Raw genomic sequence first — 24,058 nt, 5'->3', positions numbered from 1 at the left:
CGTCCGCCGCGGGCTCCGCTCCGACCTGGGGCTGCGCGATGCCGGGATCCATGTGACAGTGATGTGTGACACGGTTACGCACGGGTAGAGGGAGCGCCGTGAGCAGTCGCCAGCAGGTGTCCGGAGCAGCCGGGCGCACCTCGTCGTCGCGTTCCGCAGCAGGGCCCGCCGCAGCGCGGGCCGCGGCCGATCCCGCGGAGCGCCGCACCTGGCGGGTGCTGATGACCGCAGCGGTCGCCGGCCTGGTCGCCGCGCCCGTGCTGGCCCTGTCGGGCACCGGCGAGGCCGGCGCGGACGACGCCTCGGCATCCGGCGGCGCGGGCGGCGGCGGCGGCGCGGTCGCGGGCGGCCCCGGCATCGCGGCGCCCGGCGACTTCGGCCGGCTCTCCCCGCTCTTCGGCGCCGAGGGGCTCGACGGCTGGCCGTTCACGGCGGCCGGCGGTGCGGCCAACGCCGCGCAGTTCCAGAGCCTGAGCACGGCCTCGGGCCGGCTCGCCGAGTTCCTCGCCCCGCCGGGCGCCCTCGCGGTCCCCGGCGCGGCGGACGCCGCGGCGCCCGGTGCCCCGGCCGCGGCTCCGGCGGCGCCCGGCGCGCCCGGCACCGGCGGCACGGGCGGTTCGGGCGGCTCGGGTGGCACCGGCGTCCCCGCTCCGGGCGGCACCGGCGGCGCTCCCACCGCGCCGGCCCCCGCCCCGGTCCCGCAGCCGGCGCCGGCCCCGCCCCCGCCGCCCCCGGTCGTCCAGCAGACGACCGACGCCGTGGAGCAGACGGTCGGAGGCGTGACCGACGGGCTCGGCACCGTCGTCGACGGCGCCACCGGGGGCGACCCGGTGGGCGGACTGGTCGACGGGACGGGCCAGGTGGTCGGCGGGGTGACCGGCGGGGTCGGCGGGCTGCTCGGGCGGTGAGCCCGACGGCGGTCCGGCGCGAGCCCGCCCGCCGGTCGGCACTACCGTGCGGGTCATGAGCGCGCGCGACGACGTCTCGGAGATCTTCGACGCGACGGCGTGGCGGCCGGTCGAGGGGTTCGACTTCGCCGACCTCACCTACCACCGCGCCGTGGACGCCGGCGTCGTCCGCATCGCCTTCGACCGGCCCGAGGTGCGCAACGCCTTCCGCCCGCAGACCGTCGACGAGCTGATCACCGCGCTGGAGCACGCCCGGCTGTCCACCGACGTCGGCTGCGTGCTGCTCACCGGGAACGGGCCGAGCCCGAAGGACGGCGGCTGGGCGTTCTGCTCCGGCGGTGACCAGCGGGTGCGCGGGAGGTACGGCTACGAGCACGCCGCCGGGTCCAGCGGCCGGCTGCACGTGCTGGAGGCGCAGCGGCTGATCCGGTTCATGCCCAAGGTCGTCGTCTGCGTCGTCCCCGGCTGGGCGGCCGGCGGCGGGCACAGCCTGCACGTGGTGAGCGACCTGACCCTGGCCAGCGCCGAGCACGCCCGCTTCAAGCAGACCGACGCCGACGTCGGCAGCTTCGACGGCGGCTTCGGCTCGGCGTACCTGGCCCGCCAGGTCGGGCAGAAGTTCGCCCGCGAGGTCTTCTTCCTGGGCGAGGAGTACAGCGCCGCTGACGCGCACGCGATGGGCATGGTCAACCGGGTGGTGCCGCACGCGGAGCTCGAGCGCACGGCGCTGGTCTGGGGACGCCGGATCGTGGCCAAGAGCCCGACCGCCCAGCGGATGCTCAAGTACTCGTTCAACCTGATCGACGACGGTCTGGTCGGTCAGCAGCTCTTCGCCGGGGAGACGACCCGGCTGGCCTACATGGCCGAGGAGGCCGTCGAGGGCCGGGACGCGTTCCTGGAGAAGCGCGACCCGGACTTCTCGCCGTTCCCCTGGCACGTGTAGCCGCGCCGGTTCCCGCCGAGATCTGCACACTCGTCGCTATCGGCGTCTGATGGTGACGAGTGTGCAGATCTCGTCCGGGAGGAGAGCGCCGTGATCGTCGAGGTGGTGGGGGGCGCCGACCAGCGCCCCGAGGTGCGGGTGGTCGACGTCGACGACCTGACCTCGGTCTTCGTCGCCGTGGGTGAGGTCACCGACGAGGAGGTGGGGGCGGCCCTCGCCGCCGCCGGGCTCGGCCGCCTGGAGGACGCCGACACGGCCGCGCTGGACGCCGCCGCGGTGCGGGCCGCGGCCGAGCCGAACGCCGGCGGCGGGGACTGGGGACAGCGCTGGGAGCGGCTGACCGGGTCCGCGACGGAGGCCGGGACGCTGCGCGTGCCGGTGCGGAGCGCGGCTGGCGCGTGACCCGGTCGTGTACGACCGACTTGAGTGTGTCAAGCTCCGATCTTGTGGTCGCTCCAGTGAACGGCCAGGATGGCGCGGGACTGCGCCTCTAACAGGACGGGAGCGCGTTGTGAGTGGGACCCCTGGACGGCCGCTGAGCTCCGAGCTGTCGGAGCAGCTGCTGTCGGTCGCCGTCGACATCCTCGCCGAGGAGGGCTGGGGCCGGCTCAACAGCGACCGCGTCGCCGCCCGGGCCCGGGCGGGCAAGGCGGGCATCTACCGCCGCTGGCCGACGATGTCGGCGCTGGCCCGGCACGCGGTGAGCCGGTTCACCCTGGTGGACGAGCCGGCCGACACCGGCACGCTGCGCGGCGACATCGCCTCCGTCGTCGACCGGTGGCGCCGGCCGCTGGACCGCGAGGAGCGCGCCGCCGCGAGCATCGTCGGGGCCGCGCGCCACGACGAGGAGCTGCGCGCCGGGCTGGACACGGCGCTGACCCGCCCGCTGGCCGCCGCGGTCGCCACGATCGGCGAGCGCGCGGCGGCCCGGGGCGAGGAGGTGCCCGCGGCGCGGCTGGCCCTGCTGACCTCGGTCCTCGAGGCGTTCCAGTGGCAGCGCTACACGGCCGCCGGCGACGGCGCCCTGGTGGCCGAGCGGCTCGACGGGGTGGTCGACGAGGTGCTGCTGCCGCTGGTCGCCGGCACCCGGCAGACCGCCGCCGCCTGAGGTCGGCTCAGGCGGTGTCGCGCGGGTCGACCGCCGCGCTGGCCCGCAGCGCCGTCTCCAGGGCCGACAGCACCTGCTCGGCCAGCGCCGCGGCCGCTCTCGCCCGGTCGGGCACCTCCGGGGGCTCGGGCAGCGGCTGACGGGTCTCGGCGGCCACCGTGCGCGCCGCCGCCGTCCACGTCGCGGCCACCAGGGCCGCGGTGAGGTGGACGTCGGGCGGCCGGCGCCCGCTGTCCGCGGCCGACCACGCCTCGAGCAGCGCGGCGTGCAGCCGGGCGCGGGCCTGGTCGTTGAGCTCGCGCTCGTGGGCCTGCAGCGCCGGGGACGCGGTCATCGTCGTCACCATGCCGCGGTGCGCCGGGTCGGCGAGCCCGGCGATGTGCGCCTCGACCTCGGCCACCAGCGCCGGCCGGAGCGCGGCCAGGGGCGAGACGCCCGCCGGCCGGGCCCGCACGGCCGCGGCCGGTGCGTCCACCCACGACGCGCGGCCGGTGAAGAACAGCCCCTCCTTGGTGGGGAAGTGGTTGAACACCGTCTGGACGGCGACGTCGGCGGTCGCCGCGATGTCGGCGACGGTCACCGCCTCGTACCCGCGCTCGGCGAACAGCCGCTGCGCCGTCTCCAGGACCAGTGCCCGGGTCGCCGCCTTCTTCCGCGCTCGGCGGTCACCCCCATCACTCACGGCTGCCAAGGTAACAACGCTCCGTAGTCCATGCGTCGGCGCCTCAGGAGCGGGTGGCCCGGCTCCAGTCCTCGACGACGGTGCGCGCCCAGGTCTCGACGAGCACCTCCAGGCCGACCACGTCGAGGTCGGCGGCGATGTCGGCGGAGGTCATCTGCCAGGCCCGCGGCCGCTGCGGGGCGGGGTCGGGGTTGGGCTCGTCACCGAGCCGGCGGACCAGCAGGTCGAGCACCGGGTGCACGGCGCGCGGGTCGGCCGGGTCGGGGTGCTGGGCGGCGTAGGCGGTGTCGGCGAGGGCCGCCGTGGCGGCGGCCCGGGGGTCCGCGGCGGCCTCCTCGCGCAGGCCGCGGGTGGTCTCCTCGAACAGCCGGCGGCACGCGGCCGCCGCGCCCGCCGGCCCCTCCCGGCCGGGGGCCGGCACGAGCACCGCGCCGCAGCCGGGGCAGGCGGCCGGGTCCGTGCCTCCTCCGGGCGCCGGGGCAGGGCCGGCGTGCGTCGTGGTCATCCCGTCATCGTCCTCCAGCGGGCCCCGATCCGCCGCGGCGAGCGGACCCGGTGGGCGGGGAGCCGCGCCGCCCGGGGAAGCTGGGGCACCAGACGGCGCAGCGGCGGAAGGAGACCGGACCCCGGTGAGGACGACAGGAGCGGTGCTGTTCGAGCCCGGCGCGGAGTACCGGGTCGTCGACCTCGAGGTGGTCGACCCCGGGCCGGGCGAGGTGCTGGTCGAGATGGCCTACGCCGGGCTGTGCCACTCCGACGAGCACCTGCGGCACGCCAATCCCGGCGGCCAGTACCCGATCGTGGGCGGGCACGAGGGCTCGGCCGTCGTCCTCGCGGTGGGGCCGGGCGTCACCCGGGTCGCGCCCGGCGACCACGTCGTCACCAGCTTCCTGCCCGCCTGCGGGCACTGCCGGTACTGCGCCACCGGCCGGTCGAGCATCTGCGACGCCGGCGCCACCATCGCCACCGGGCAGCTGCCCACCGGCACGCTGCCGTTCCGGCTGGACGACGGCCGCGAGCTCGGCGGCTTCTGCATGGTCGGCGCGTTCGCCCGGCACGCGGTGCTCAGCGAGTTCTCCTGCGTGCGCATCGACCCGTCGGCGCCGCTGGACGTCGCGGCGCTGCTGGCCTGCAGCGTGCCGACCGGCTGGGGGTCCGCGGTCTACGCCGGTGGGGTGCGGCCGGGGGACACGGTCGTCGTCGTGGGCCTGGGCGGGGTGGGGGTCAACGCCGTGCAGGGCGCGGTGCACGCCGGCGCGCTGCACGTGATCGGCGCGGACCCGGTGGAGATGAAGCGGACGTTCGCCGGGTCGGTCGGTGCCACGCACACCGTGGCGGACGCGAAGGAGGCGGCCGGGCTGGCCCGCGAGCTCTCCCGCGGCACCGGCGCCGACGTCGTCGTCGTGACCGTCGGCAAGATGTCGGCCGAGGTCATGGCGGACGCGACGCGCTGCGTGGGCAAGGGCGGCGCGCTGGTGCTCACCGCGCTGGCCGACCGCCTCGCCGACGGCGTCGGCACCCTCAACGGGCAGCTGACCACCGTGTTCGAGCACCGGATCCAGGGGACGCTGTTCGGCCACTGCAACCCGTTCACCGACATCCCGCGGCTGCTGCGGATGCACGAGGAGGGCCGGCTGGAGCTGGACCGGCTGATCACCCGCCGCTACGCCCTCGACGAGCTCACCCAGGGCTACCGCGACCAGGCGGCCGGGGAGACGGTGCGCGGCCTGCTGGTCCACGGCTGAGCAGCCCCCGCGGCCACCTGCTCCCGAGGCATAGGAAGCTTTACCCACGTCTCAGCGGTCAGGACGTGGGTAAAGCTTCCTAAGCCTCGAGGTTGCGGGAGCGGCGGGGCGGGCACCGGATCGCCCATGGCCGCCTCCGCGATCGCCGTCCTCGACGTCGACGGCACCCTCGTCGACACCAACTACCAGCACGCCCTGGCCTGGTACCGCGCCTTCCGCTCGCTGGGCGAGACCTTCCCGATCTGGCGGATCCACCGGCTGATCGGCATGGGCGGGGACCAGCTGGTGGCGGCCCTCGGCGGCGGCGAGCTCGAGCAGCGCATCGGCGACGAGGCCCGGGAGCGCTGGGTGCAGGAGGCCGACCCGCTCATGCAGGAGGTGTCGGTCCTGCCCGGCGCCCGTGACCTGCTGCTCGCGGTGAAGGAGCGCGGCCACCGGCTGGTGCTCGCCAGCTCCGGCAAGCCGCACCACGTGGACCTGTCCCTGGACCTGCTCGACGCCCGCGACATCGCCGACGCCTGGACCAGCAGCGACGACGTCGAGAACACCAAGCCCGCGCCCGACCTGCTCCAGGTGGCCCTGCACAAGCTGGGTGCGCCCGACGACGCCCCGAGCGTGCTGGTCGGCGACTCGGTGTGGGACGTCGAGGCCGCCGGCAACGCCGGGATGCCCGCGCTGGTGGTGCGCTCCGGCGGGTTCGGGGACGACGAGCTGTCCGGCGCCGGCGCGATCGCCATCTTCGACACCCCCGGCGACCTCGCCGGCCAGCTGCAGGACACGCCCCTGGCCTGACGCCCTCCGGCGCGGCTCCGGCACCGCATACTCGTGCGGGCTGCCCGTCGGCGGGCGCGTACGCGGGGGGGACGTGGAGATCTCGAGCGGCTCGACCGTCGGGGGCTACCGCATCGTGCGGTTGCTCGGGCAGGGCGCCATGGGGGCCGTGTACGAGGCGCAGCACCCGACGCTGCCCCGGCGGGTCGCGCTCAAGGTGCTCAACCCGGTGGTCGCCCACCACCCGGAGCTGCGGCAGCGCTTCGAGCGCGAGGCCGACCTGCTGTGCGCCCTCGAGCACCCGAACGTCGTCGACGCGCTGGACCGGGGCCAGGACGGCGACCGGTTGTACATCGCGATGCGCTTCGTGGACGGGACGGACCTGGACACTGCCCTGCGCGAGCGCGGACCCTTCGCTCCGGCGCAGGCGGTCGAGGTGGTGGCGACGGTCGGCCGGGCGCTGGACCACGCCCACGCCCGCGGCCTGCTGCACCGGGACGTCAAGCCGGCGAACATCATGCTGCGGCGGGGCGCCGACGGCACCGAGGAGGCGGTGCTGACGGACTTCGGCATCGCCAAGGACCTCACGGCCGATGCGGGGCTGACCGCCGACGGCGGGGTGCCGGGCACCTTCCCCTACACCGCGCCCGAGCGGCTCGAGGGCAGGGCGGCCGACGGTCGCTCGGACGTCTACTCCCTCGGCGCCGTCCTCTTCGAGCTGCTCACCGGCCGCCGGGCCTACCCGATGGACGAACTGGCGCCCCTGTTCGCCGCCAAGGTCATGGGGCCGGTGCCCGACGTCGTGGAACTGCGCCCCGACCTGCCCCCGGCGCTCGCGGCGGTCGTGACCCGGGCGCTGCAGAAGGACCCGGCCGGCCGTTTCGCGACCTGCGCGGAGCTGGCCGCCGCGGCGCGGGCGGCCCTGGCGCCCCGGCCGCCCGCGCCGCCGACCACCATCGGCATCGGCGCCGGTACCGCGCCGCCTGGTCCCCCGCCGCCCGGTACCGCGCCGCCCGGGGCCCAGCCGGAGGAGGGCGGCCGCACGCCGACGCGCCGCGACCCGCGCCCCGGACAGCCGGCTCCCCCGCCCGCGCCGCGCCGCGTGCGGTGGGTCCCCGTCGTCCTCGCGCTCGCCCTGCTGGCCGGCCTGGTCACCGTGGTGGCCGTGCTGGCCGGCGGCGGGGACGGCGACCGAGGTGACCAGGGGGGCGGGACGACGGCGGACGGCGGGACGACGGCGCAGGACCCACCCGGCGCGGTCACCCCCTCCGACGACGACGACGGCGGGGAGCCCGGCTCCGGGGCGGGGGCCGCGCTGGCCGTGGGGGACTGCCTCGATGCGTCGTCGGCGCCGACCGCGTGCGACGGCGCGCACGCCACCGAGGTGTACGCCACCGGCGAGTGCCCGCCGGCCGCCCTGCTGGACTACCTCGGCGGGCGCCCGGGCACCGACGTGCTCCGCCAGGACCTGGTTCTCGGGACGGCGGGTGCCGCGTGCACGGTCGGCCTCCCGGACGCCGACCTCGACGGCTCGAGCGCGGGCGTGCTCGACGGCCCGGCCGACGAGTGGCGCCGCTGCCTGGACGACGACGGGGCCGAGCTGCCCTGCTCGCAGCCGCACGCCGCCGAGGTCGTCTTCGAGCAGCAGGCGCCCACCGATGCCCTGAACTGCACCGCCCGAGCCGGGGAGTACCTCGGCGCGCCGTTCTCCCGGCACGTCGCCGACCTCGTCGTGCGCGAGGCCGGGACGACGTGCGTGGTGGAGGCCCGGGGCAGCAACGTGCTCACCGCGTCGCTGCGGGACCTGGGCTCCCGCGCGCTGCCGCTGGAGGCCGACTGACTAGTCGACCGTGGCCCCGTAGATCACGCCGAGGACCGAGCCGCCGCAGTTGCTGACCGCGTCGTCGAGGTAGAACCGCAGGACGAGGGCGTTGACGCCGCTCACGTCGAGGGTGAAGTCCTGCGTCTGGTTGAACGGCACGCTGCGGATGTCGCGCTGCTCGTTGTTCGCGACGACCTCCACGACCAGGTTCTGGTCCGAGCGCTGGCTGTTGTTCGCCTGCGCGGCCGAGAAGGTCAGCTCGCTGAAGTTGTTGCCCAGCCGCAGCTCCAGCGTCTGGTTGGAGTAGCTGCGGTCGCCGCAGGAGCTCACCGTCGTCCCGACGCCGGGGACGTCCTTCTGGTCGGCGAGGTCGTAGCGGCGCTCCTCCCACTGCGAGCCGGCGTTGAAGAAGTCGTCGAGGCCGAGCTGGCGGCCCTCGTCCTGCTCGTCGAGGACGCCGTCGTCGGTCGCCGACGCACCGGCCGGGCTCGAGGAGGTGGTGGCCGTCGAGGACGTCGTCGTCGGGGTGGCCGAGGTCTGCGCCGGCTCCGACGTCGTCTCCGGGGCGCTGCTGGTGGTCTGCCCGATCGGCTGGGCCTCCCCGTCGCCGTCGCCGCCGCCGCACGCGGCACCCGTCAAGGTCACCGCCAGCGTCATCGTGCTCACAGCCAGCGCCCGCCCGGTCCTGCTCACGTCCACCCCGTTCTGCGGCCCGCACCCTGCGACGCCGCGGCTGCACAGGGTAGGCGGCCCGCGGCGCGCGGTCGCCGCGTACGGGCCGTGTCGGAGCCGGAAAGGCCCCGTCCGGGTCGGGGTCAGCCGGGGAGGGACCGCACCGCGCGGTACTCGGGGACGCCGGCCATCGGCGGTCGCTCGTCGACGGCGACCGCGCTGCTGTGCGGCACGAAGGCGGCGCCGTCGTGCCGGAACTGGGTGAGCAGGCCGCCGGCCGCCCGGTCCAGCCCAGCGCGGGCGAGCACGGTCGACAGCACCTGGCCGGCCATCCGGCCCAGCGCCTCCTGCGACTGGGAGGTGTGCCGGCGGACGCCGAGGTCGACCTGCGCCAGCCCGTGCAGCCCGACCAGGCCCAGCAGGTCGACCAGCAGCCCGACCTCGACGCCGTAGCCGGACACGAAGGGCACCTGCTCGAGCAGGTGCCGGCGGCCGGCGTACTCGCCACCCAGCGGCTGGACGACGCCGGCCAGCTCCGGCCACAGCGCGTTCAGCAGCGGGCGGGCGGTCAGCTCGGTGACCCGCCCGCCCCCGGCCGGCTCGCTGAGCCCGTCGACCTCCAGCGGGCGGGTGTAGCAGCCCTTCACGTAGCCGACGGTGGGGTCGGCCAGCAGCGGCCCGAGCAGCCCCGGCACGTAGTGGGTGACGTCGCCGACGAGGTCGGAGTCGAGGAAGACGAGGAGGTCGCCGCTGGTGGCGGCCAGCGACTTCCACAGCGCCTCGCCCTTGCCCGGCCGGCTGCCCTGCGCGGGGAGCACGTCGGCGCTGGCCACCACCTCGGCACCGGCGGCCCGCGCGACCGCGGCCGTGGCGTCGGTGGAGTCGGAGTCGACCACGAGCAGCTCGTCGACCAGCGGGACCCGGCGCACCCAGTGCTCGGCGAGGTCGGCGACCAGGGAGCCGACGGTGGCCTGCTCGTCGCGGGCGGGGAGGACGACGCTGATCCGGTGGCCGCCACGGCGCTTGGCGCGCAGCAGCGCCGCGACGTCGATCTCTGCCAGGGAGGCGGCCGACGAGGTGCGGCTGTCGAACCAGGCGCGGGCGTCGGGTCTCATCGCCACACTCTCGGTGGTACCCGGTCGCCCCGCCAGGGTGGCGGCGCGGTGTTCACCGGCTCGTCACCGTCCGATTCCCGGCGCCCGCCGCGGCATCCGCGGCGCCGCGCCGGCGGGCGGTGGCGCTGTTCGGGCCGACGTCCGCTCCGGCGCCGTCGGGCTCGGGGTGGCCGAGGTCGGTGAGCCAGCCGCGGAACACCCGGTGCAGCTGCTCGGCGCCGACCACCTCGCCCGGCGGGGCGAACTCCCGCGGGTGCACGAGGAAGGCGTGCTGCTGCGGCCCGCCCAGGCCGCCGTGCGAGCCGACGTGCGGCTCGAACGGGGAGGCCTCGTCGGTGGCCGGGTCCCAGGCGCTGTTGACGACGACGTCCGGGCAGTGCGGGAAGTCCGAGACGCGGGCGACCAGCGCGGCCGCGTGCTCGCCGTAGGGCGCCAGCGGGTCGCTGCCCACGACCTGGCCGGTGGCCAGCCGGTGGATGCCCTCGCGGCCGAGCACGACCGGGCCGTGCTCGAGCGACTGCACGAGCAGGAAGCCGATGCCGGCGTGGTCGACCAGCCCGGGCAGCAGGTCGGGCCAGTGCCGCTCGATCTCCTCCAGCGGCACCCGGCCGGGCAGGTCGGCGAACGAGACGGACGCGGTGTGCCCGGAGACGGTGACGACGACGCCGGGGGCCACCCGTGGCACGGGACCCTCGGCCCCGCCGGTCTCGCGCGGCAGCTCGTGGTCGTGGTGCCCGGCGGCCCTCACGCGGGCGCGCAGTCGCCGGGCGACCGGTCCGGCGCCCTCGCCGAGGGCCGCGCCGAACTGCCAGCCGCCGTCGGCGGGGCCGCGGCTGGTGGGCGGGCCGCTGGACGCCGTCCGCGGATCGGGGGCCGCGCCGCACAGCCGGCCGACGAGCGACTCGACGGTCTCGCCGAACCGGGCCTCGAACGCCTCGCCCTGGGTGAGCCCGTGGTCGGACAGGCACACCAGGTGGTAGCGCCGGGGCGCCAGCGCGGCGGCGCGGTGCAGCCGGCCGATCTGCTGGTCGATGGTCCGCAGCACGGCGAGCACGTCGGCGCGCTCCAGCCCGGCGTGGTGCCCGGCCTCGTCGTAGCCGAGGAAGTCGGCGTAGGCGACCGGGCGGCCGGCCAGCATGTCCTCCAGCAGCGCGAAGACGACGACGTCCCGGGCGATCACCGTCGTCCCCGGCCGCAGCAGCGGCCACAGCCCGCCGCGGGACACCCGCGGGCGGACGTCGTCGCGGCGCTCGCGAGCGGCGGCGACCAGCTCGCGGCCGATGTCGACGGCGGAGACGGCGAGGGTGCGCAGCGCGTTCACCGGGTCGGCGAAGTAGGCGTAGTAGCCCGACCCCACCCGGTCCAGCCGGCGGGCGCGGCGGCTGCGGGCGGGGACGACGTGCGCCAGCGAGCTCATGGTGAGGCTGACGTGCTGGGCGTCGCCGGTGAACAGGTTGCCGCGGCTCGCGCCGCCCCCGGCGAGCAGCCCGCGGCCGTCGGACAGCCGGCGCTCGACGAGGGCGGCGTCCTCGGGGTGGGAGACGCGGACCAGCCGATCGCGCTCCTTCTCGTACCAGCGGAACCCGAAGACGTCGTGGTTGCTGCCGAACAGGATGCCGCTGACCGCCGCGCCGGTCTGCGAGCTCCAGTCGGTGTGCCACGACGTCAGCGCGTGGCTGCCCTCGCGCAGCCAGGCGGCGACGTTGGGCATGGACCCGTCGCGGACGGCGCGGCGGGCGGTGTCGTGCGACAGCGCGTCGATCTGCAGGAACAGCACGCCGGGCGGCTGCCCGGGAGCCTCCGCGGAGCGGCGGGCCCGGCGGCGGGCGCGGCGGAAGAACAGCTCGTCGTCGTCGATGGCCAGCAGGCTGCTGACCACCCCGGAGACGGCGGCCATGCCCACGGCGACGGCGACCCCGGTGCCGACCCGCTCCACCACGACGCCGGGCACGAGGAACGACACCCCGAGCGTGGCGACCCCGAGCAGCAGGAAGCTGCCCAGCCCGAGGGTGAGGAACGCGACCGGCAGCGCCACCCGCATGACCAGCGGCCAGACGACCGCCGTCAGCAGGCCCAGCAGCAGCGCCATGAGCGGCGGCTGCCACCACGACGCGAGCTCGAACCGGGGGAGCCGCGCGTCGAGCAGCACCAGCACGACGGTGCCCGCGGCCCAGGTGAGCAGCACGCGGGCCGTCGTCCGCCCCCGCTGCAGGACCCGCCCGCGCTCGGTGCGGCGGGTCACCGGCGCCCCGTGCGGTCGCCGACCGGTCCGCACGGCGTGGGCCGGGCGGGGTCCCGGGGTGCGACCGGCGCCCCGGGGTCCCGGGGCGCCCCGGGCGACCGGGGCGCCGCCGCGGCCGCCGCGTGCTGTGCGGACCGCCGCCGGGCGGCGGACACGAGGTTGAGCAGGGCGCCGACGACGAGCACCAGGATCGTCGCGATGAGCGTCGCGACCAGCGGCGAGTCGAAGATCCCGCCGCTGAGGACGCCGATCAGGGCGTAGGACGAGGCCCACAGCGTCGTGGCGAGCAGGCTCGCGGGCAGCAGCCGCCGCCACGGGTAGGCCAGCGCGCCGGCGGCCACGAGCACCGGGATGCGCCCGGCCGGCAGCAGGCGGCCGGCCACGATGATCTGCCAGCCGTGCCGGGTGAACTGCCCGCGCACCTCGGCGATCCGGTCGGCGTGCTGGCCGCGGGCGACCCAGCCGACGGCGGCCGGCCCGCCGAAGCGGCAGACGGCGAAGGTGATGACGTCACCGGTCCAGGCGGCCAGCGTGGCCAGCAGGAGGACGGCGACCAGGTCGAGGTGCCCGGTCGACGTCGCGACCGCGGCCGCCGCGCCGACCACCGCCCCCGTGGGGACGACCGGGACGAGGGAACCCAGCAGCACGCCGCCGAAGAGGACGGGGTAACCGATCGCGGAGGCGTCGGTCCAGCCGCTGGCCAGGGCGCTCATACGGCGTCCGCGGCGGGGAGGCGGACCGGCCGGCCGGGCTCGGTCAGCGCCACCCGCGTGTCGAGGCCGCGGGCGGCCACCAGCTCGGCGAACGCGCGCGGTGGTTCGGTGAGCAGCCGGCGCATCCGGCCGCGCAGCGGCGGGAGGACGGTGCTGCCCGGCAGCGCGAGCGTGCCCCAGTGCACCGGGACCACGGTCCGCGCCCGGATGCGGGCGACGGCCTCGGCGGCGCGCAGCGGGTCGAGGTGGCCCGGGCCCAGCGTCGGGCCCCAGCCCCAGACCGGCAGCAGGGCGACGTCGACGTCGGGCAGGTCGTGCATCCCGTCGAACAGGTCGGTGTCGCCGCTGACGTAGACGGTCCGGCTCCCGCCCTCGAGCAGGTGGCCGACGGCCGGGGCGTCGGGCCCGTGGGTCAGCCGCGGACCCCAGCGGTGGGCGCTGTGCTCGGCCTCGACGGCGGTGACCCGCAGGTCGCCGTCGACCAGCGACTCCCCGGGCGCCAGCTCGTCGACGCGGGCGACTCCGCGGGCCCGCAGCCAGGCGCCGGCCCCCCGCGGCGCGACGACCCGCACCCCGGGGCCGAGCAGCCGCAGCGAGGGCAGGTGCAGGTGGTCGCCGTGCAGGTGGCTGAGCACCACCAGGTCGACGTCCGCCCAGGCCGCCGGGTCGGGCAGCGGGGCCACCCGCCGCAGCGGGCCGACGCGGGAGGTGAGCAGGGGATCGGTGAGCACGGTGCGCCCGGCCAGCTCGACGCGGACCGTCGAGTGGCCCAGGAAGTGCAGCACCGGGTCGACCACGTCCCCAGTGTCCCCCGCCCCTCCGACCAGATCATCGGGGTTTCCCCTGGTTCGCCCGCCCGTGTACCCGGGTTCACCTGCCTCCAGCCCGGGGTGTCTGCGAGGCATAGGAAGCTTTCCCCACGTCTCCGACGCCAGGACGTGCGTAGAGCTTCCTATGCCTCGGGGCGGGCGGGGGGCCCTTCGGCGGTCCTCAGTCGGCGTCGGGCCCCAGCAGGTCCACGCAGCCGCCCGACAGCTCGTGGTCGATCCGCCCCGCGCAGCTGGAGCCGAACCACTCGTAGAAGTCGCCGACCGGGGTGGACCAGTACAGCGAGTCGCAGCTGGTCATGTCGCCGGCGGAGCAGTCGCGGGCGTCGGCGTCGTACTGCGCGTCGTACAGGTGGCTGCTCCGGGGCGGTGCCGGGAGGGCCTCGCCGCCGCTGTAGTAGCGCCCGCCCCACGAGCTGTAGCCCGAGTAGCCGTCGCCGCCGCGGGCGCCGGGCGCGTAGGGGTCGGCGAGGGGCAGGCCGGCCGAGCCCGTGCCCGAGGTGCCGACGACGACGGCCGCCACCACCGCGAGGACCGCGGCCGGCGCGACGACGGCGGCGAGCACCCCGCCGGGCAGGCCGGGACCGCGGGCCGGCACCCAGCGGCCGCTGACCGGTGACCAGACCGGGGCGCCGGGCGGGGGCGCGGTCGCCAGCCACTCCGGCGCCGGGGGACGGGCGAGCAGCACGAGGCGGACGACGGGCAGCGCGGCGACCGCGACCCCGGCGAGCAGCACCCCGGCCGCGGCGATCCCCGACCCGGCGCCGGCCAGCCCGGCGACCGCCCAGAGGGTCAGCGCGCCGAGCAGCGCGAGCTCGGCCCCGGTGGTGGCGGTCACCAGGCGGCGCCCGGAGCGGCGCAGCAGCGCCAGGCCGCCGATCACCAGCAGCGCGGCCAGGGCGCTCGCGGCGACGGCGGCCAGCGCGGAGGCGGTCGCCGCGCCGACGCCGTCCCCGCCGGCGACCAGGAGCAGCGCGATCACGGTGCCCAGCGCCAGCAGGCCGGCCTCGACGAAGGCGAGGACGGCGGCCGCGGTCACCGGCTGCGGGCGGCCACCGGCGGGGGCCGGGGCAGCGGGCGCCGGGACGCCGTACCCGCCGCCGTAGGGGTCGGGCCACGGGGGAGCCGAGCCGGGGATCTGGCTCAGCGGCGGGTAGACGACCTCGTACTCCACCTCGGCCGGCGGGTACGGCTCGGGCGCCGCGGGCCGGTCCGGGTACCGGCCGTACGGGTCGGTCATCGCTGGTACCCCGCTTCGTCGTCGACGGCAGGGACGCCGTCCCCGCCAGCGTCCGTCGCCCGGGCCCCCGGCGCAACGACCTCTCCCCTGCGGGGGTGGCACGCCACCGCCGGCGCGGCGCAGGCCGCCGTCGGCGCGGCGTCCGGCGCCGGGCTCAGCGCGGGGCCCGCGCCCGCGTCACCGCCCAGGCCAGCACCACCCCGATCGCCGCGCCCAGGGAGTTCATGACCAGGTCGCGCACCGAGGCGTCCCGGCCGGACCCCGCGTACTGGTACAGCTCGATCGCGGCCGACGCCGCCACGCACGCCCCCCACAGCAGCACCCGCCGCACCGCGGGCAGGGCCAGGCACAGCAGGAACCCGACCGGCACGAACAGCGCGACGTTGGCGCCGGCCTCGATCGCCGCGGTGGACAGGCCGCCGCCGGTGAGGTCCTTGACCGTCCGGGTGCCGGTGGTGAACAGGTCCTCGGGCGTGGGCCCGAGCGTGACGGCCGCCCCGGCCAGGAGGTACAGGACCAGCGCGAGGCGCGCCGTCCGGACCATGCGCGCACGGTAGCCGCCGGCGGCGGCCGCGCACGGTCGCCCGGCCGGGTGGTCGCGATGTCCCCGGCACGGGCACGGTGCGGAGAGTGCCCGGAGCGCGCCCGGAGCGGGCACCCGGCGCGCGGTGCCCGTGGTCCCCGGCCCGCGCGGCGGAGGAGGAACCCGATCGGGCCCCGAGCGGCCGGATCGGGCCGGCGGTGGCAGCATCTGCGGGGTGAAGACCTGGCTCGACGCCTGGCCGGTGTTCCGGCAGCTGACCGGCTCCGACCCCCTGGGGCGGGGGAGGGCCGCGCGCAGCAGGGCGACCGAGCAGGTCGTCAGCCGCACCGCGACCGCCGACTCCGTCGCCAAGAGCGTGTGCCCCTACTGCGCGGTGGGCTGCGCGCAGAAGGTGTTCGTCGAGGACGGGCGGATCACCCAGATCGAGGGCGACCCGGACTCGCCGATCAGCCGCGGCCGGCTGTGCCCCAAGGGCAGCGCGAGCAAGCAGCTGGTGACCAGCCCGACGCGGGTGACCACGGTCCGCTACCGCCGTCCGTACGGGACGGAGTGGGAGGACCTGGAGCTGGACACGGCGATGGAGATGATCGCCGACCGGGTGCTCGAGGCCCGGCGCAAGGGCTGGCAGGACGAGGACGGGCCGGCGGGCAACCGGCACCGGGTGAACCGGACCATGGGGATAGCGAGCCTCGGAGGGGCGACCCTCGACAACGAGGAGAACTACCTCATGAAGAAGCTCTACAGCGCCCTGGGCGCGATCCAGATCGAGAACCAGGCGCGCATATAGCACTCCTCCACGGTGCCCGGTCTGGGTGCCTCGTTCGGTCGTGGCGGTGCCACGAACTTCCTGGAGGACCTGGCGAACTCCGACTGCATCGTCATCGAGGGTTCGAACATGGCCGAGTGCCACCCGGTGGGCTTCCAGTGGGTGATGGAGGCCAAGGCGCGCGGCGCGAAGGTCGTGCACATCGACCCGCGGTTCACCCGGACCAGCGCCGTCGCCGACCTGCACGTGCCGCTGCGGGTGGGCACCGACATCGCCTTCCTCGGCGGGCTGATCCGGTACGTGCTGGACAACGACCTCTACTTCCGCGACTACGTCGTCGCCTACACCAACGCCGCGGCGCTGGTGGGTGAGGACTTCGTCGACACCGAGGACCTCGACGGGCTGTTCTCCGGCTTCGACCCGGAGACGAACACCTACGACGAGGCCAGCTGGTCCTACGACCCCAGCGGGCAGGACGCCTCGACCGACGACCCGGCCGAGGCCGCGCAGCAGGAGCGGCAGGAGCAGCACCCCGACGTCAAGCACTCCGACCGCGCGCAGGCCGCCGGCAGCGGCGGCCCGACGATCCCGAGCAAGCCGTTCCGCGACGAGACCCTGGAGCACCCGCGCACGGTGTTCCAGGTGCTCAAGCGGCACTTCGCCCGTTACACCCCGGAGATGGTCGCCGAGGTGTGCGGCATCGAGCCGGCGGTGTTCGAGCAGGTCGCCCGGTGGGTGACGGAGAACAGCAACCGCGACCGGACGACGGCGTGGGTGTACTCGGTGGGCTGGACGCAGCACAGCGTCGGCGCGCAGTACATCCGCACGGCGTCGATCCTGCAGACGCTGCTGGGCAACATCGGCCGGCCCGGCGGCGGGATCCTGGCGCTGCGCGGGCACGCGAGCATCCAGGGCTCCACCGACGTCCCCACGCTGTTCAACCTGCTGCCCGGCTACCTGCCGATGCCGCACGCCATGCAGCACGGGACGCTGGACGAGTACTGCGCCGACGCGTCGGGCAAGGCCGGCTTCTGGGGCAACAAGCGCGCCTACACGGTGAGCCTGCTCAAGGCCTGGTTCGGCGACGCCGCGCAGCCGGAGAACGACTTCCGGTTCGACTGGATCCCGAAGATCAACGGCGACCACAGCTCCTACCGGACGATCGCCGACATGATCGAGGGGAAGGTCTCCGGCTACTTCCTGGTCGGGGAGAACCCGTCGGTCGGGCACCCCAACGGCCGGATGAACCGCTTCGGCCTGGCCAACCTGGACTGGCTGGTCGTCCGCGACCTGCAGATGATCGAGTCGGCGACGTTCTGGAACGAGTCGCCGGAGATCGAGACCGGGGAGCTCGCGCCGGAGACCATCGCGACCGAGGTCTTCTTCATGCCCGCCGCCACGCACGTGGAGAAGGAGGGCACCTTCACCCAGACCCAGCGGCTGCTGCAGTGGCGGGAGAAGGCGGTCGAGCCGCCGGGCGACGCCCGCAGCGACCTGTGGTTCTACTACCACCTGGGCCGGATCCTGCGGGAGCGGCTGGCGGGCTCCACCGACCCGCGCGACCAGGCGCTGCTGCACCTGACCTGGGACTACCCGCTGCACGGCGAGACCGGGGACCCCGATGCCGAGGCCGTGCTCCGCGAGATCAACGGCACCGGCCCCGACGGCCGCGCCCTGTCGACCTACATGGACATGCGCGACGACGGGTCGACCACCGGCGGTTGCTGGATCTACTGCGGCGTCTACGCCGACGAGGTGAACCAGGCCGCCCGCCGCAAGCCGGCGAGGGAGCAGGGCGCCGTGGCCGCCGAGTGGGGCTGGGCGTGGCCGCTCAACCGCCGGATGCTCTACAACCGCGCCTCGGCCGACCCCGAGGGCCGGCCGTGGAGCGAGCGGAAGAAGTACGTCTACTGGGACGAGGCCGCCGGCGAGTGGACCGGCGCCGACGTGCCCGACTTCGAGAAGACCAAGCGCCCGGACTACGTGCCGCCCGAGGGGGCCAAGGCGCAGGACGCGCTGGCCGGCACCGACCCGTTCGTCATGCAGGGCGACGGCAAGGCGTGGCTGTACGCGCCGGCCGGGCTGGTCGACGGGCCGCTGCCGACGCACTACGAGCCGGTGGAGTCCGTCGTCGAGAACGCCTTCTACAAGCAGCAGGCGAGCCCGACGATCGAGCGGATCCCGGGGCCGTGGAACCGGGAGAACCCCTCGATGAGCGAGGTGTTCCCGTTCCAGGTGACCACCTACCGGCTCACCGAGCACCACACGGCCGGGGCGATGAGCCGCTCGCTGCCCTACCTGGCGGAGCTGCAGCCGGAGTTCTTCGTGGAGGTGTCGCCGGAGCTGGCCGCGCTGCGCGGGCTCACCCACGGCGAGTTCGCCACGCTGGTCAGCACCCGGACGGCGATCGAGGCGAAGGTGCTGGTCACCGAGCGGATCCGGCCGATCCGGCTGCGCGGGGGGCAGGTCGTGCACCAGATCGGCATGCCCTACCACTGGTCCTACAGCGGGATCTCGACCGGTGACTCGGCCAACGACCTGCTCGGCATCGCGCTCGACGCGAACACCCACATCCAGGAGGACAAGGTCAGCACCGCCGACATCGTCCCGGGCCGCCGGCCGCGCGGACCCGAGCTGCTCGAGTTCGTGGAGGCCTACCGGCGCCGGGCCGGGGTGGAGTCCGGGCGGGTCGGCGTCAACGGCCGGGACCCGGTCGAGGCCGAGGCCGGCGAGGGGTCGACCCTGTGACCGCCGCGGTGCGGGGGGACGGCGACGTGACGGAGGGACGGGCATGACCTCGATCAGCTCGGCGAGCCCGGCCTTCACCGGCCGGGACCCGCAGAACCGGCTGTTCGGCCCGCTGCCCGACGTCTCGGCCGAGGCCGGCTACGACGAGGGCCACCCGAAGCGGGTCGGGTTCTTCACCGACACCTCGGTGTGCATCGGCTGCAAGGCCTGCGAGGTCGCCTGCAAGGAGTGGAACGCGCTCCCGATGGACGACGCGCACGGCACCCGCGACGTCATCGGCCTGTCCGGGATGTCCTACGACAACACCGGGCAGCTGGGCGCCAACAGCTGGCGGCACGTGGCGTTCATCGAGCAGGTGCGCACCGTCGACCTGCCGATGCCGACGTTCGGCCGGCCCGGCGACGACCGGCAGGGCAGCGGCCCCTCGCCCGCGGTCGCCGGGGACGCGAGCAGCCTGGCGAACGCCCAGCAGAGCGTGCTCAACGCCGAGGCGCTCAGCGAGTTCGACCCGCAGACCGGGCAGAGCGGCACCGACAAGCAGGTGCGCTGGCTGATGAGCTCCGACGTCTGCAAGCACTGCACGCACGCCGGCTGCCTCGACGTCTGCCCGACCGGGGCGCTGTTCCGCACCGAGTTCGGCACCGTCGTCGTGCAGGGCGACATCTGCAACGGCTGCGGCTACTGCGTGCCCTCCTGCCCGTACGGGGTGATCAACCGCCGGGAGGACGACGGCCGGGTCTTCAAGTGCACGATGTGCTACGACCGGCTCACCGACGGGCTCATGCCGGCCTGCGCGACCGCGTGCCCCACCCAGTCGATCCAGTTCGGCGCCCTCGACGAGCTGCAGGCCCGGGCCGACGCGCGCCTGGCCACGCTGCAGGGCCAGGGTGTGGAGACCGCGCGGCTCTACGGCCGTGACGAGGACGACGGCGTGGGCGGCAACGGCGCCTTCTTCCTGCTCCTCGACGAACCCGAGGTCTACGGGCTGCCGCCGGACCCGGTCGTCACCACCCGCGACCTGCCGGCGATGTGGAAGGCCGCGGGCAAGGCGGCGGTCATGATCGTCGGCGTCGCGGTGACCGCCGTCCTCGGCTCGCGGCGGCCCCGGTGAGCGCCCCGACCTCCCCGCCGAAGTGGCCACTTCGGCGGGAGGGCGGTCAGGGCGCCGCCCCCGTTCCCGCCGAAGTGGCCACTTCGGCGAAGAAGGAGGCGGCGTGACCGAGGGGATCGCGACGCCGGGCGGGGGCTGGCGGCGGGCCGACGGCCCGCCGGCGGAGAAGCGCGGCAAGCGCCGCAGGGGCGGACGGCGGGGCGGCCGCGGCGAGGTCGCCATGGTCGAGGACGTCGAGTTCACCTCCTACTACGGCCGGCCGATCATCAAGCCGCCGGTGTGGAAGACGCCGGACGTGCCGCTGTACCTGTTCCTCGGCGGCGTCGCCGGGTCGTCGTCGGTCCTCGGGGCGCTGGCCGACGTCACCGGCCGGCCGCAGCTGGCCCGGGTCAGCCGGCTCACCGCGGGCGGCGGGGCGATCCTGTCGGTGGTCTACCTGATCCACGACCTGGGCCGCCCGGCCCGGTTCCTGCACATGCTGCGGGTGTTCAAGCCGACCTCGCCGCTGTCGGTGGGCACCTACATCCTCTCGCCGTTCGGCGCGGCGGCCGGGGCCACGGCGGCGGTCGAGCTGCTGGGCTGGTTCCCGCGGCTCAAGCGGTTCGGCGGGGTGGTGGCGGCGGTCTTCGGCGGGCCGCTGGCCACCTACACCGGGGTGCTGCTGGCCAACACCGCCGTCCCCTCCTGGCACGCGGCGCACACCGAGCTGCCCTACCTGTTCGGCGGGTCGGCGATGGCCGCCGGCGGCGGGATCACCATGGCGTTCACGCCGGTCGAGGAGGCCGGGCCGGCGCGGAAGATGGCCGTGGCCGGGGCCGCGATCGAGCTCGCCGTGGCGCACCGGGTGGAGAACGGCCACGGGATCGTCAGCGAGCCGTACCACGAGGGCCGCGCCGGGTTGCTCATGCGGCTGGCGAAGGGGTGCACCGTGGCCGGGGCGGCGCTGACCGTGGTCGCCGGCCGCCGCCGTGCCGGGGCGGTGGTCTCCGGGGTGCTGCTGGCGGCGGGCTCGGCGCTGACCCGGTTCGGGGTCTTCGACGCCGGCATGGAGAGCGCCCGCGACCCGAAGTACACCGTCGTCCCGCAGCGCGAGCGGCTGGCCGCCCGCGAGAACGGGCACGCCCCGACCGTCACGCGCTAGCGGGGCGCCCCGGTCCGTCCGCGAGCAGCGCCCGGGCCACCAGGTGCGCCATGACCGCGTGCCCGGCGTCGGTCTGGTGCACGCGGTCGCGGTGCAGCAGCCGGCCGGGGTCGGCCCCGGGGACGCCGAGGGCCCGGTACTCGTCGCTGAGGTCGACGGCGACGACGTCGGCCGGGGCGCGGGCGGCGACGCCGGTCAGGACCGTCCCGAAGTCCCGCCAGGACGCGCGCGGGGCCCGGGCGGGGTCCATCCGCTCGTAGGAGTGGACGAGGACGTGCACGCAGGGCCCGGGCAGCGCCGCGCGCAGGGCGGCCAGCCGGGACTCCAGCCGGTCCCGGTAGGTCTCCGGCGCGGTGCCGGCGTGGAAGTCGTTCGACCCGACCATGTGCACCACGGCGACGGGGGCGACCGCGGCGAGGCGGCCCAGCACGGCCTCGGGCAGGTAGCTGGCCGCGGTGCTGCCCGAGCGCCCGGCGTTGTAGCCGTGCACCCCGGTGGCCGGGCCGGTCGGCGCCCAGCGGGCCTCGGGGGAGGCGAGGACGGCGGCCTCGCTGCCGGTGCCGGAGGGATGGGCCCGCTGCAGCGCCGCGACCGTCCGGTCGACGTAGCAGAGGGCCGGCCGGGAGGCGGCCGCGCCGGCGGTCGTGGAGGAGCCGGCGAAGACCACGGGGCACGGCGCGGTGGTGGCGGCGGCCAGCGCCGTCCGCAGCACGTCGAGCCCGGTGGGGACCGGCGGCGGGGCCGGGATGGCGTTGGGCGCGACCACCGGCCGGGGCGGCGGCGGGGCGGCGGCGTCGCGGGCGGCCGGGGCGCACCCGGCGGTGAGCAGGGCGGCGGCGGACGCGGCACCCAGGAGGAGGTCCCGCCGGGTCAGGCTCCGGGGCACCGCGCCACGGTACCGGCGGCGGGGGCCCCGATCAGGGACCGTGCGGCTCGGCGAGGTCGGCGTCCACCATGGCGTGCACCAACTCCTCGAACCCCACCGTCGGCGCCCAGCCGAGCCGGGACCGCAGCCGGGTGGAGTCGCCGACCAGCGCGGCGGTGTCGGCGGGCCGCAGCAGCGACTGGTCGGAGCTCACCCGCGCCTCCCAGTCGTCGATCCCCACCCGCGCGAAGGCGATGGCGACCAGCTCCGTGAGCTCGTGCGCCTCGCCGGTGGCCACCACGTAGTCGCCGGGCTCCTCGGCGTCGGCGGCGAGCGTCATCGCCCGGGTGTAGTCCGGCGCCCAGCCCCAGTCCCGGCGGACGTCGAGGTTGCCCAGCGTCAGCTTGTCGGCGCGGCCGGCGGCGATGGCGGCCACGCCGGCGGTGACCCGGCGGACGACGAAGCGGTGCGGACGGCGCGGCGACTCGTGGTTGAACAGGATCAGCGAGCTGCAGTGCACGCCCTGCGTCCGGTACATGCCCATGAGCTGGTGGCCGACCGCCTTGGCCGCGCCGTAGGGGTTGACCGGGCTCACCGGGGAGGTCTCGTCGATCGGGTGTCCGGACACCGACCCGGCGAAGCTCTCCCCGCTGGAGGCCTGGATGAACCGGATCTCCCGCTCCCCGCGCCGCGACCGGCCGCGCAGGTACTCGAGCACGCCGACCACCGGCCGGGCGTTGGTGTCGAAGGTGATCAGCGGCTCGGTCCAGGAGGCCGCGACGCTGGACAGGCCGCCGAGGTTGAACAGCCGGTCGGGGGCGACGTCGTCGATGACGCGGATCAGCGCGGGCAGGGTGCGGATGTCGGCCCGGTGCAGGGTCAGCCGGTCGCCGAGCGCGGCCAGGTGCGGCAGCTCCCGCGCGCGGGCCGGTTCGCCGCGGACGACGCCGTGCACCTCGTGGCCCGCGGCCACCAGCTGCTCGGCCAGGTAGCCGCCGTCCTGACCGGTGATGCCGGTGACCAGCGAGGTGAGCACGTCAGGCAGCCAGCGCGCGCTGCTCCGCCAGGTCGGCGTCGACCATCATCCGGACCATCTCCTCGAATCCCACCTTCGGCTGCCAGCCCAGGGTGGCACGGGCCTTCGACGAGTCGCCGATCAGCAGGTCGACCTCCGCCGGCCGCAGCAGCTCGGGGTTGAGCACGACGTGCGGCGCCCAGTCGCCGATGCCGACGTGGGCGAACGCGACGTCGAGCAGCTCGCGGATCGAGTGCGTCTCGCCGGTGCTGATGACGTAGTCGTCGGGGCTGTCCTGCTGCAGCATCAGCCACATCGCCTCGACGTAGTCGCCGGCGAAGCCCCAGTCGCGGCGGGCGTCGAGGTTGCCCAGCTCCAGGGTCTTCTGCAGCTCGAGGGCGATGCGGGCCACCGCGCGGCTGACCTTGCGGGTGACGAACTCCGGCCCGCGGCGCGGCGACTCGTGGTTGAACAGGATCCCCGAGGAGGCGTGCATCCCGTAGGACTCGCGGTAGTTGATGGTCATGTAGTGGCCGTAGACCTTGGAGACGCCGTAGGGCGAGCGGGGCCACAGCAGCGTCGACTCCCGCTGCGGGACCTCCTGCACCTTGCCGAACATCTCCGAGCTCGACGCCTGGTAGAAGCGGACCCGGCCGGGGGCGTCGCCGCAGTACAGCCGGGTGGCCTCGAGCATGTTGAGCACGCCCATGCCGGTGACGTCGGAGGTCAGCCGCGCGTTCTCCCAGGAGTAGGCGACGTAGGAGATGGCGCCCAGGTTGTAGATCTCGTCGGGCCGGGCGGTGTGCACCGCGCGCAGCAGGCTCGACAGGTCGGTGAGGTCGCCGTACAGCAGCTTCAGGCCCGGGATCGCCGCGGCGACCTCCACCTTGGGGTTGTTCTGCCCGCGGACGAGCCCGTACACCTCGTAGCCCCTCCCCAGCAGGAACTCGCTGAGGTAGAGGCCGTCCTGACCGGTGACACCGGTGATCAGGGCAGTGGGCATGGGACACCTTCCGTCGACGGCGCGGGAGCGGCCGTGGCCGCCAGGAGAGTAATCGGCGGTCGCGGGCTTACCCGGAC

General features: G+C 75.8%; 23 protein-coding genes. 11 read left to right on the top strand and 12 right to left on the bottom strand.

What is annotated here, in order from left to right; all coding sequences use genetic code 11:
- Positions 1–98: 98 nt before the first annotated feature.
- From ACK586_RS17400 to ACK586_RS17385, 4 genes are all read left to right on the top strand, one after another.
- A complete protein-coding gene (locus ACK586_RS17400; protein ID WP_409331759.1) occupies positions 99–908 on the top strand; it encodes a hypothetical protein in 810 nt (269 codons plus the stop codon).
- A 55-nt stretch (positions 909–963) separates the two neighbouring features.
- Positions 964–1,851 carry a 1,4-dihydroxy-2-naphthoyl-CoA synthase gene (locus ACK586_RS17395; protein ID WP_409331758.1) on the top strand — a complete coding sequence of 296 codons (888 nt, stop codon included), beginning with the start codon at positions 964–966 and terminating at the stop codon, positions 1,849–1,851.
- 90 nt (positions 1,852–1,941) lie between these two features.
- Complete coding sequence (locus tag ACK586_RS17390) at positions 1,942–2,253, top strand: hypothetical protein (RefSeq protein WP_409331757.1); 312 nt, start codon at positions 1,942–1,944, stop codon at positions 2,251–2,253.
- Between the two features lie 109 nt (positions 2,254–2,362).
- Complete coding sequence (locus ACK586_RS17385) at positions 2,363–2,959, top strand: TetR-like C-terminal domain-containing protein (protein ID WP_409331756.1); 597 nt, start codon at positions 2,363–2,365, stop codon at positions 2,957–2,959.
- Positions 2,960–2,966: 7 nt separating this feature from the next.
- On the opposite strand, the gene ACK586_RS17380 is transcribed toward ACK586_RS17385, so the two are convergent.
- Both ACK586_RS17380 and ACK586_RS17375 read right to left on the bottom strand, forming a co-directional pair.
- Positions 2,967–3,641, bottom strand: coding sequence for a TetR/AcrR family transcriptional regulator (locus ACK586_RS17380; RefSeq protein ID WP_409331755.1), 675 nt, complete (start codon positions 3,639–3,641; stop codon positions 2,967–2,969).
- 43 nt (positions 3,642–3,684) lie between these two features.
- A complete protein-coding gene (locus tag ACK586_RS17375; RefSeq protein WP_409331754.1) occupies positions 3,685–4,146 on the bottom strand; it encodes a DUF5946 family protein in 462 nt (153 codons plus the stop codon).
- A gap of 124 nt (positions 4,147–4,270) precedes the next feature.
- On the opposite strand from ACK586_RS17375, the gene ACK586_RS17370 reads away from it, so the two are divergent.
- The 3 genes from ACK586_RS17370 to ACK586_RS17360 all read left to right on the top strand — a co-directional run bounded on the left by ACK586_RS17370 (position 4,271) and on the right by ACK586_RS17360 (position 7,997).
- Positions 4,271–5,386, top strand: a complete 1,116-nt coding sequence (locus ACK586_RS17370; protein WP_409331753.1) for an NDMA-dependent alcohol dehydrogenase — start codon at positions 4,271–4,273, stop codon at positions 5,384–5,386.
- Between the two features lie 126 nt (positions 5,387–5,512).
- Complete coding sequence (locus ACK586_RS17365) at positions 5,513–6,178, top strand: HAD family hydrolase (RefSeq protein WP_409331752.1); 666 nt, start codon at positions 5,513–5,515, stop codon at positions 6,176–6,178.
- Positions 6,179–6,251: 73 nt separating this feature from the next.
- Complete coding sequence (locus ACK586_RS17360) at positions 6,252–7,997, top strand: serine/threonine-protein kinase (protein ID WP_409331751.1); 1,746 nt, start codon at positions 6,252–6,254, stop codon at positions 7,995–7,997.
- Here the strand turns inward: ACK586_RS17360 and ACK586_RS17355 are convergent, their stop codons facing one another.
- The 7 genes from ACK586_RS17355 to ACK586_RS17325 all read right to left on the bottom strand — a co-directional run bounded on the left by ACK586_RS17355 (position 7,998) and on the right by ACK586_RS17325 (position 15,332).
- Positions 7,998–8,672 (bottom strand): hypothetical protein, encoded by a 675-nt coding sequence (locus ACK586_RS17355; RefSeq protein WP_409331750.1) that lies wholly within the window; start codon positions 8,670–8,672, stop codon positions 7,998–8,000.
- 122 nt (positions 8,673–8,794) lie between these two features.
- Positions 8,795–9,766, bottom strand: a complete 972-nt coding sequence (locus ACK586_RS17350) for a glucosyl-3-phosphoglycerate synthase (RefSeq protein ID WP_409331749.1) — start codon at positions 9,764–9,766, stop codon at positions 8,795–8,797.
- 52 nt (positions 9,767–9,818) lie between these two features.
- Positions 9,819–12,008, bottom strand: a complete 2,190-nt coding sequence (locus ACK586_RS17345; protein WP_409331748.1) for a phage holin family protein — start codon at positions 12,006–12,008, stop codon at positions 9,819–9,821.
- Positions 12,005–12,721, bottom strand: coding sequence for a DedA family protein (locus tag ACK586_RS17340; protein WP_409331747.1), 717 nt, complete (start codon positions 12,719–12,721; stop codon positions 12,005–12,007). Before ACK586_RS17340 ends, ACK586_RS17345 begins: the two co-directional genes overlap by 4 nt.
- Positions 12,718–13,518, bottom strand: a complete 801-nt coding sequence (locus ACK586_RS17335) for an MBL fold metallo-hydrolase (RefSeq protein WP_409331746.1) — start codon at positions 13,516–13,518, stop codon at positions 12,718–12,720. Before ACK586_RS17335 ends, ACK586_RS17340 begins: the two co-directional genes overlap by 4 nt.
- A 193-nt stretch (positions 13,519–13,711) precedes the next feature.
- Entirely contained in the window at positions 13,712–14,788 is a 1,077-nt protein-coding gene (locus ACK586_RS17330; RefSeq protein ID WP_409331745.1) for a hypothetical protein, read from the bottom strand.
- 154 nt (positions 14,789–14,942) lie between these two features.
- Positions 14,943–15,332: a VanZ family protein gene (locus ACK586_RS17325; RefSeq protein ID WP_409331744.1), complete on the bottom strand. Its 390-nt coding sequence runs from the start codon at positions 15,330–15,332 to the stop codon at positions 14,943–14,945.
- A gap of 214 nt (positions 15,333–15,546) precedes the next feature.
- Between ACK586_RS17325 and ACK586_RS25650 the strand changes: the two genes are divergently transcribed.
- From ACK586_RS25650 to nrfD, 4 genes are all read left to right on the top strand, one after another.
- Positions 15,547–16,119, top strand: a complete 573-nt coding sequence (locus ACK586_RS25650) for a hypothetical protein (protein WP_483409972.1) — start codon at positions 15,547–15,549, stop codon at positions 16,117–16,119.
- 12 nt (positions 16,120–16,131) lie between these two features.
- Positions 16,132–18,846, top strand: a complete 2,715-nt coding sequence (gene fdh, locus ACK586_RS17320; protein ID WP_483409971.1) for a formate dehydrogenase — start codon at positions 16,132–16,134, stop codon at positions 18,844–18,846.
- Between the two features lie 43 nt (positions 18,847–18,889).
- On the top strand, positions 18,890–19,957 hold the full coding sequence (locus ACK586_RS17315; RefSeq protein ID WP_409331743.1) for a 4Fe-4S dicluster domain-containing protein: 1,068 nt from the start codon (positions 18,890–18,892) through the stop codon (positions 19,955–19,957).
- A 103-nt stretch (positions 19,958–20,060) separates the two neighbouring features.
- Entirely contained in the window at positions 20,061–21,098 is a 1,038-nt protein-coding gene (gene nrfD, locus ACK586_RS17310; protein ID WP_409331742.1) for an NrfD/PsrC family molybdoenzyme membrane anchor subunit, read from the top strand.
- Here nrfD and ACK586_RS17305 read toward each other — a convergent pair.
- Genes ACK586_RS17305 through gmd form a run of 3 tightly spaced genes read right to left on the bottom strand, consistent with a single transcriptional unit; the run spans position 21,088 to position 23,981 of the window.
- Entirely contained in the window at positions 21,088–21,984 is an 897-nt protein-coding gene (locus tag ACK586_RS17305; protein WP_409331741.1) for an SGNH/GDSL hydrolase family protein, read from the bottom strand. The two genes, nrfD and ACK586_RS17305, sit on opposite strands and share 11 nt — an antisense overlap.
- 31 nt (positions 21,985–22,015) lie before the next feature.
- Positions 22,016–22,999, bottom strand: coding sequence for a GDP-mannose 4,6-dehydratase (locus ACK586_RS17300; protein ID WP_409331740.1), 984 nt, complete (start codon positions 22,997–22,999; stop codon positions 22,016–22,018).
- A gap of 1 nt (position 23,000) precedes the next feature.
- Positions 23,001–23,981: a GDP-mannose 4,6-dehydratase gene (gene gmd, locus ACK586_RS17295; protein ID WP_409331739.1), complete on the bottom strand. Its 981-nt coding sequence runs from the start codon at positions 23,979–23,981 to the stop codon at positions 23,001–23,003.
- Between the last annotated feature and the right edge of the window lie 77 nt (positions 23,982–24,058).

It is taken from the genome of Trujillonella humicola (assembly GCF_046233715.1).
In the GTDB taxonomy this organism is placed as follows: Bacteria; Actinomycetota; Actinomycetes; order Mycobacteriales; family Geodermatophilaceae; genus Trujillonella; species Trujillonella humicola.
Note: the sequence above shows the minus strand (reverse complement) of the source record. Positions and strands in the feature narration are given on the sequence as shown.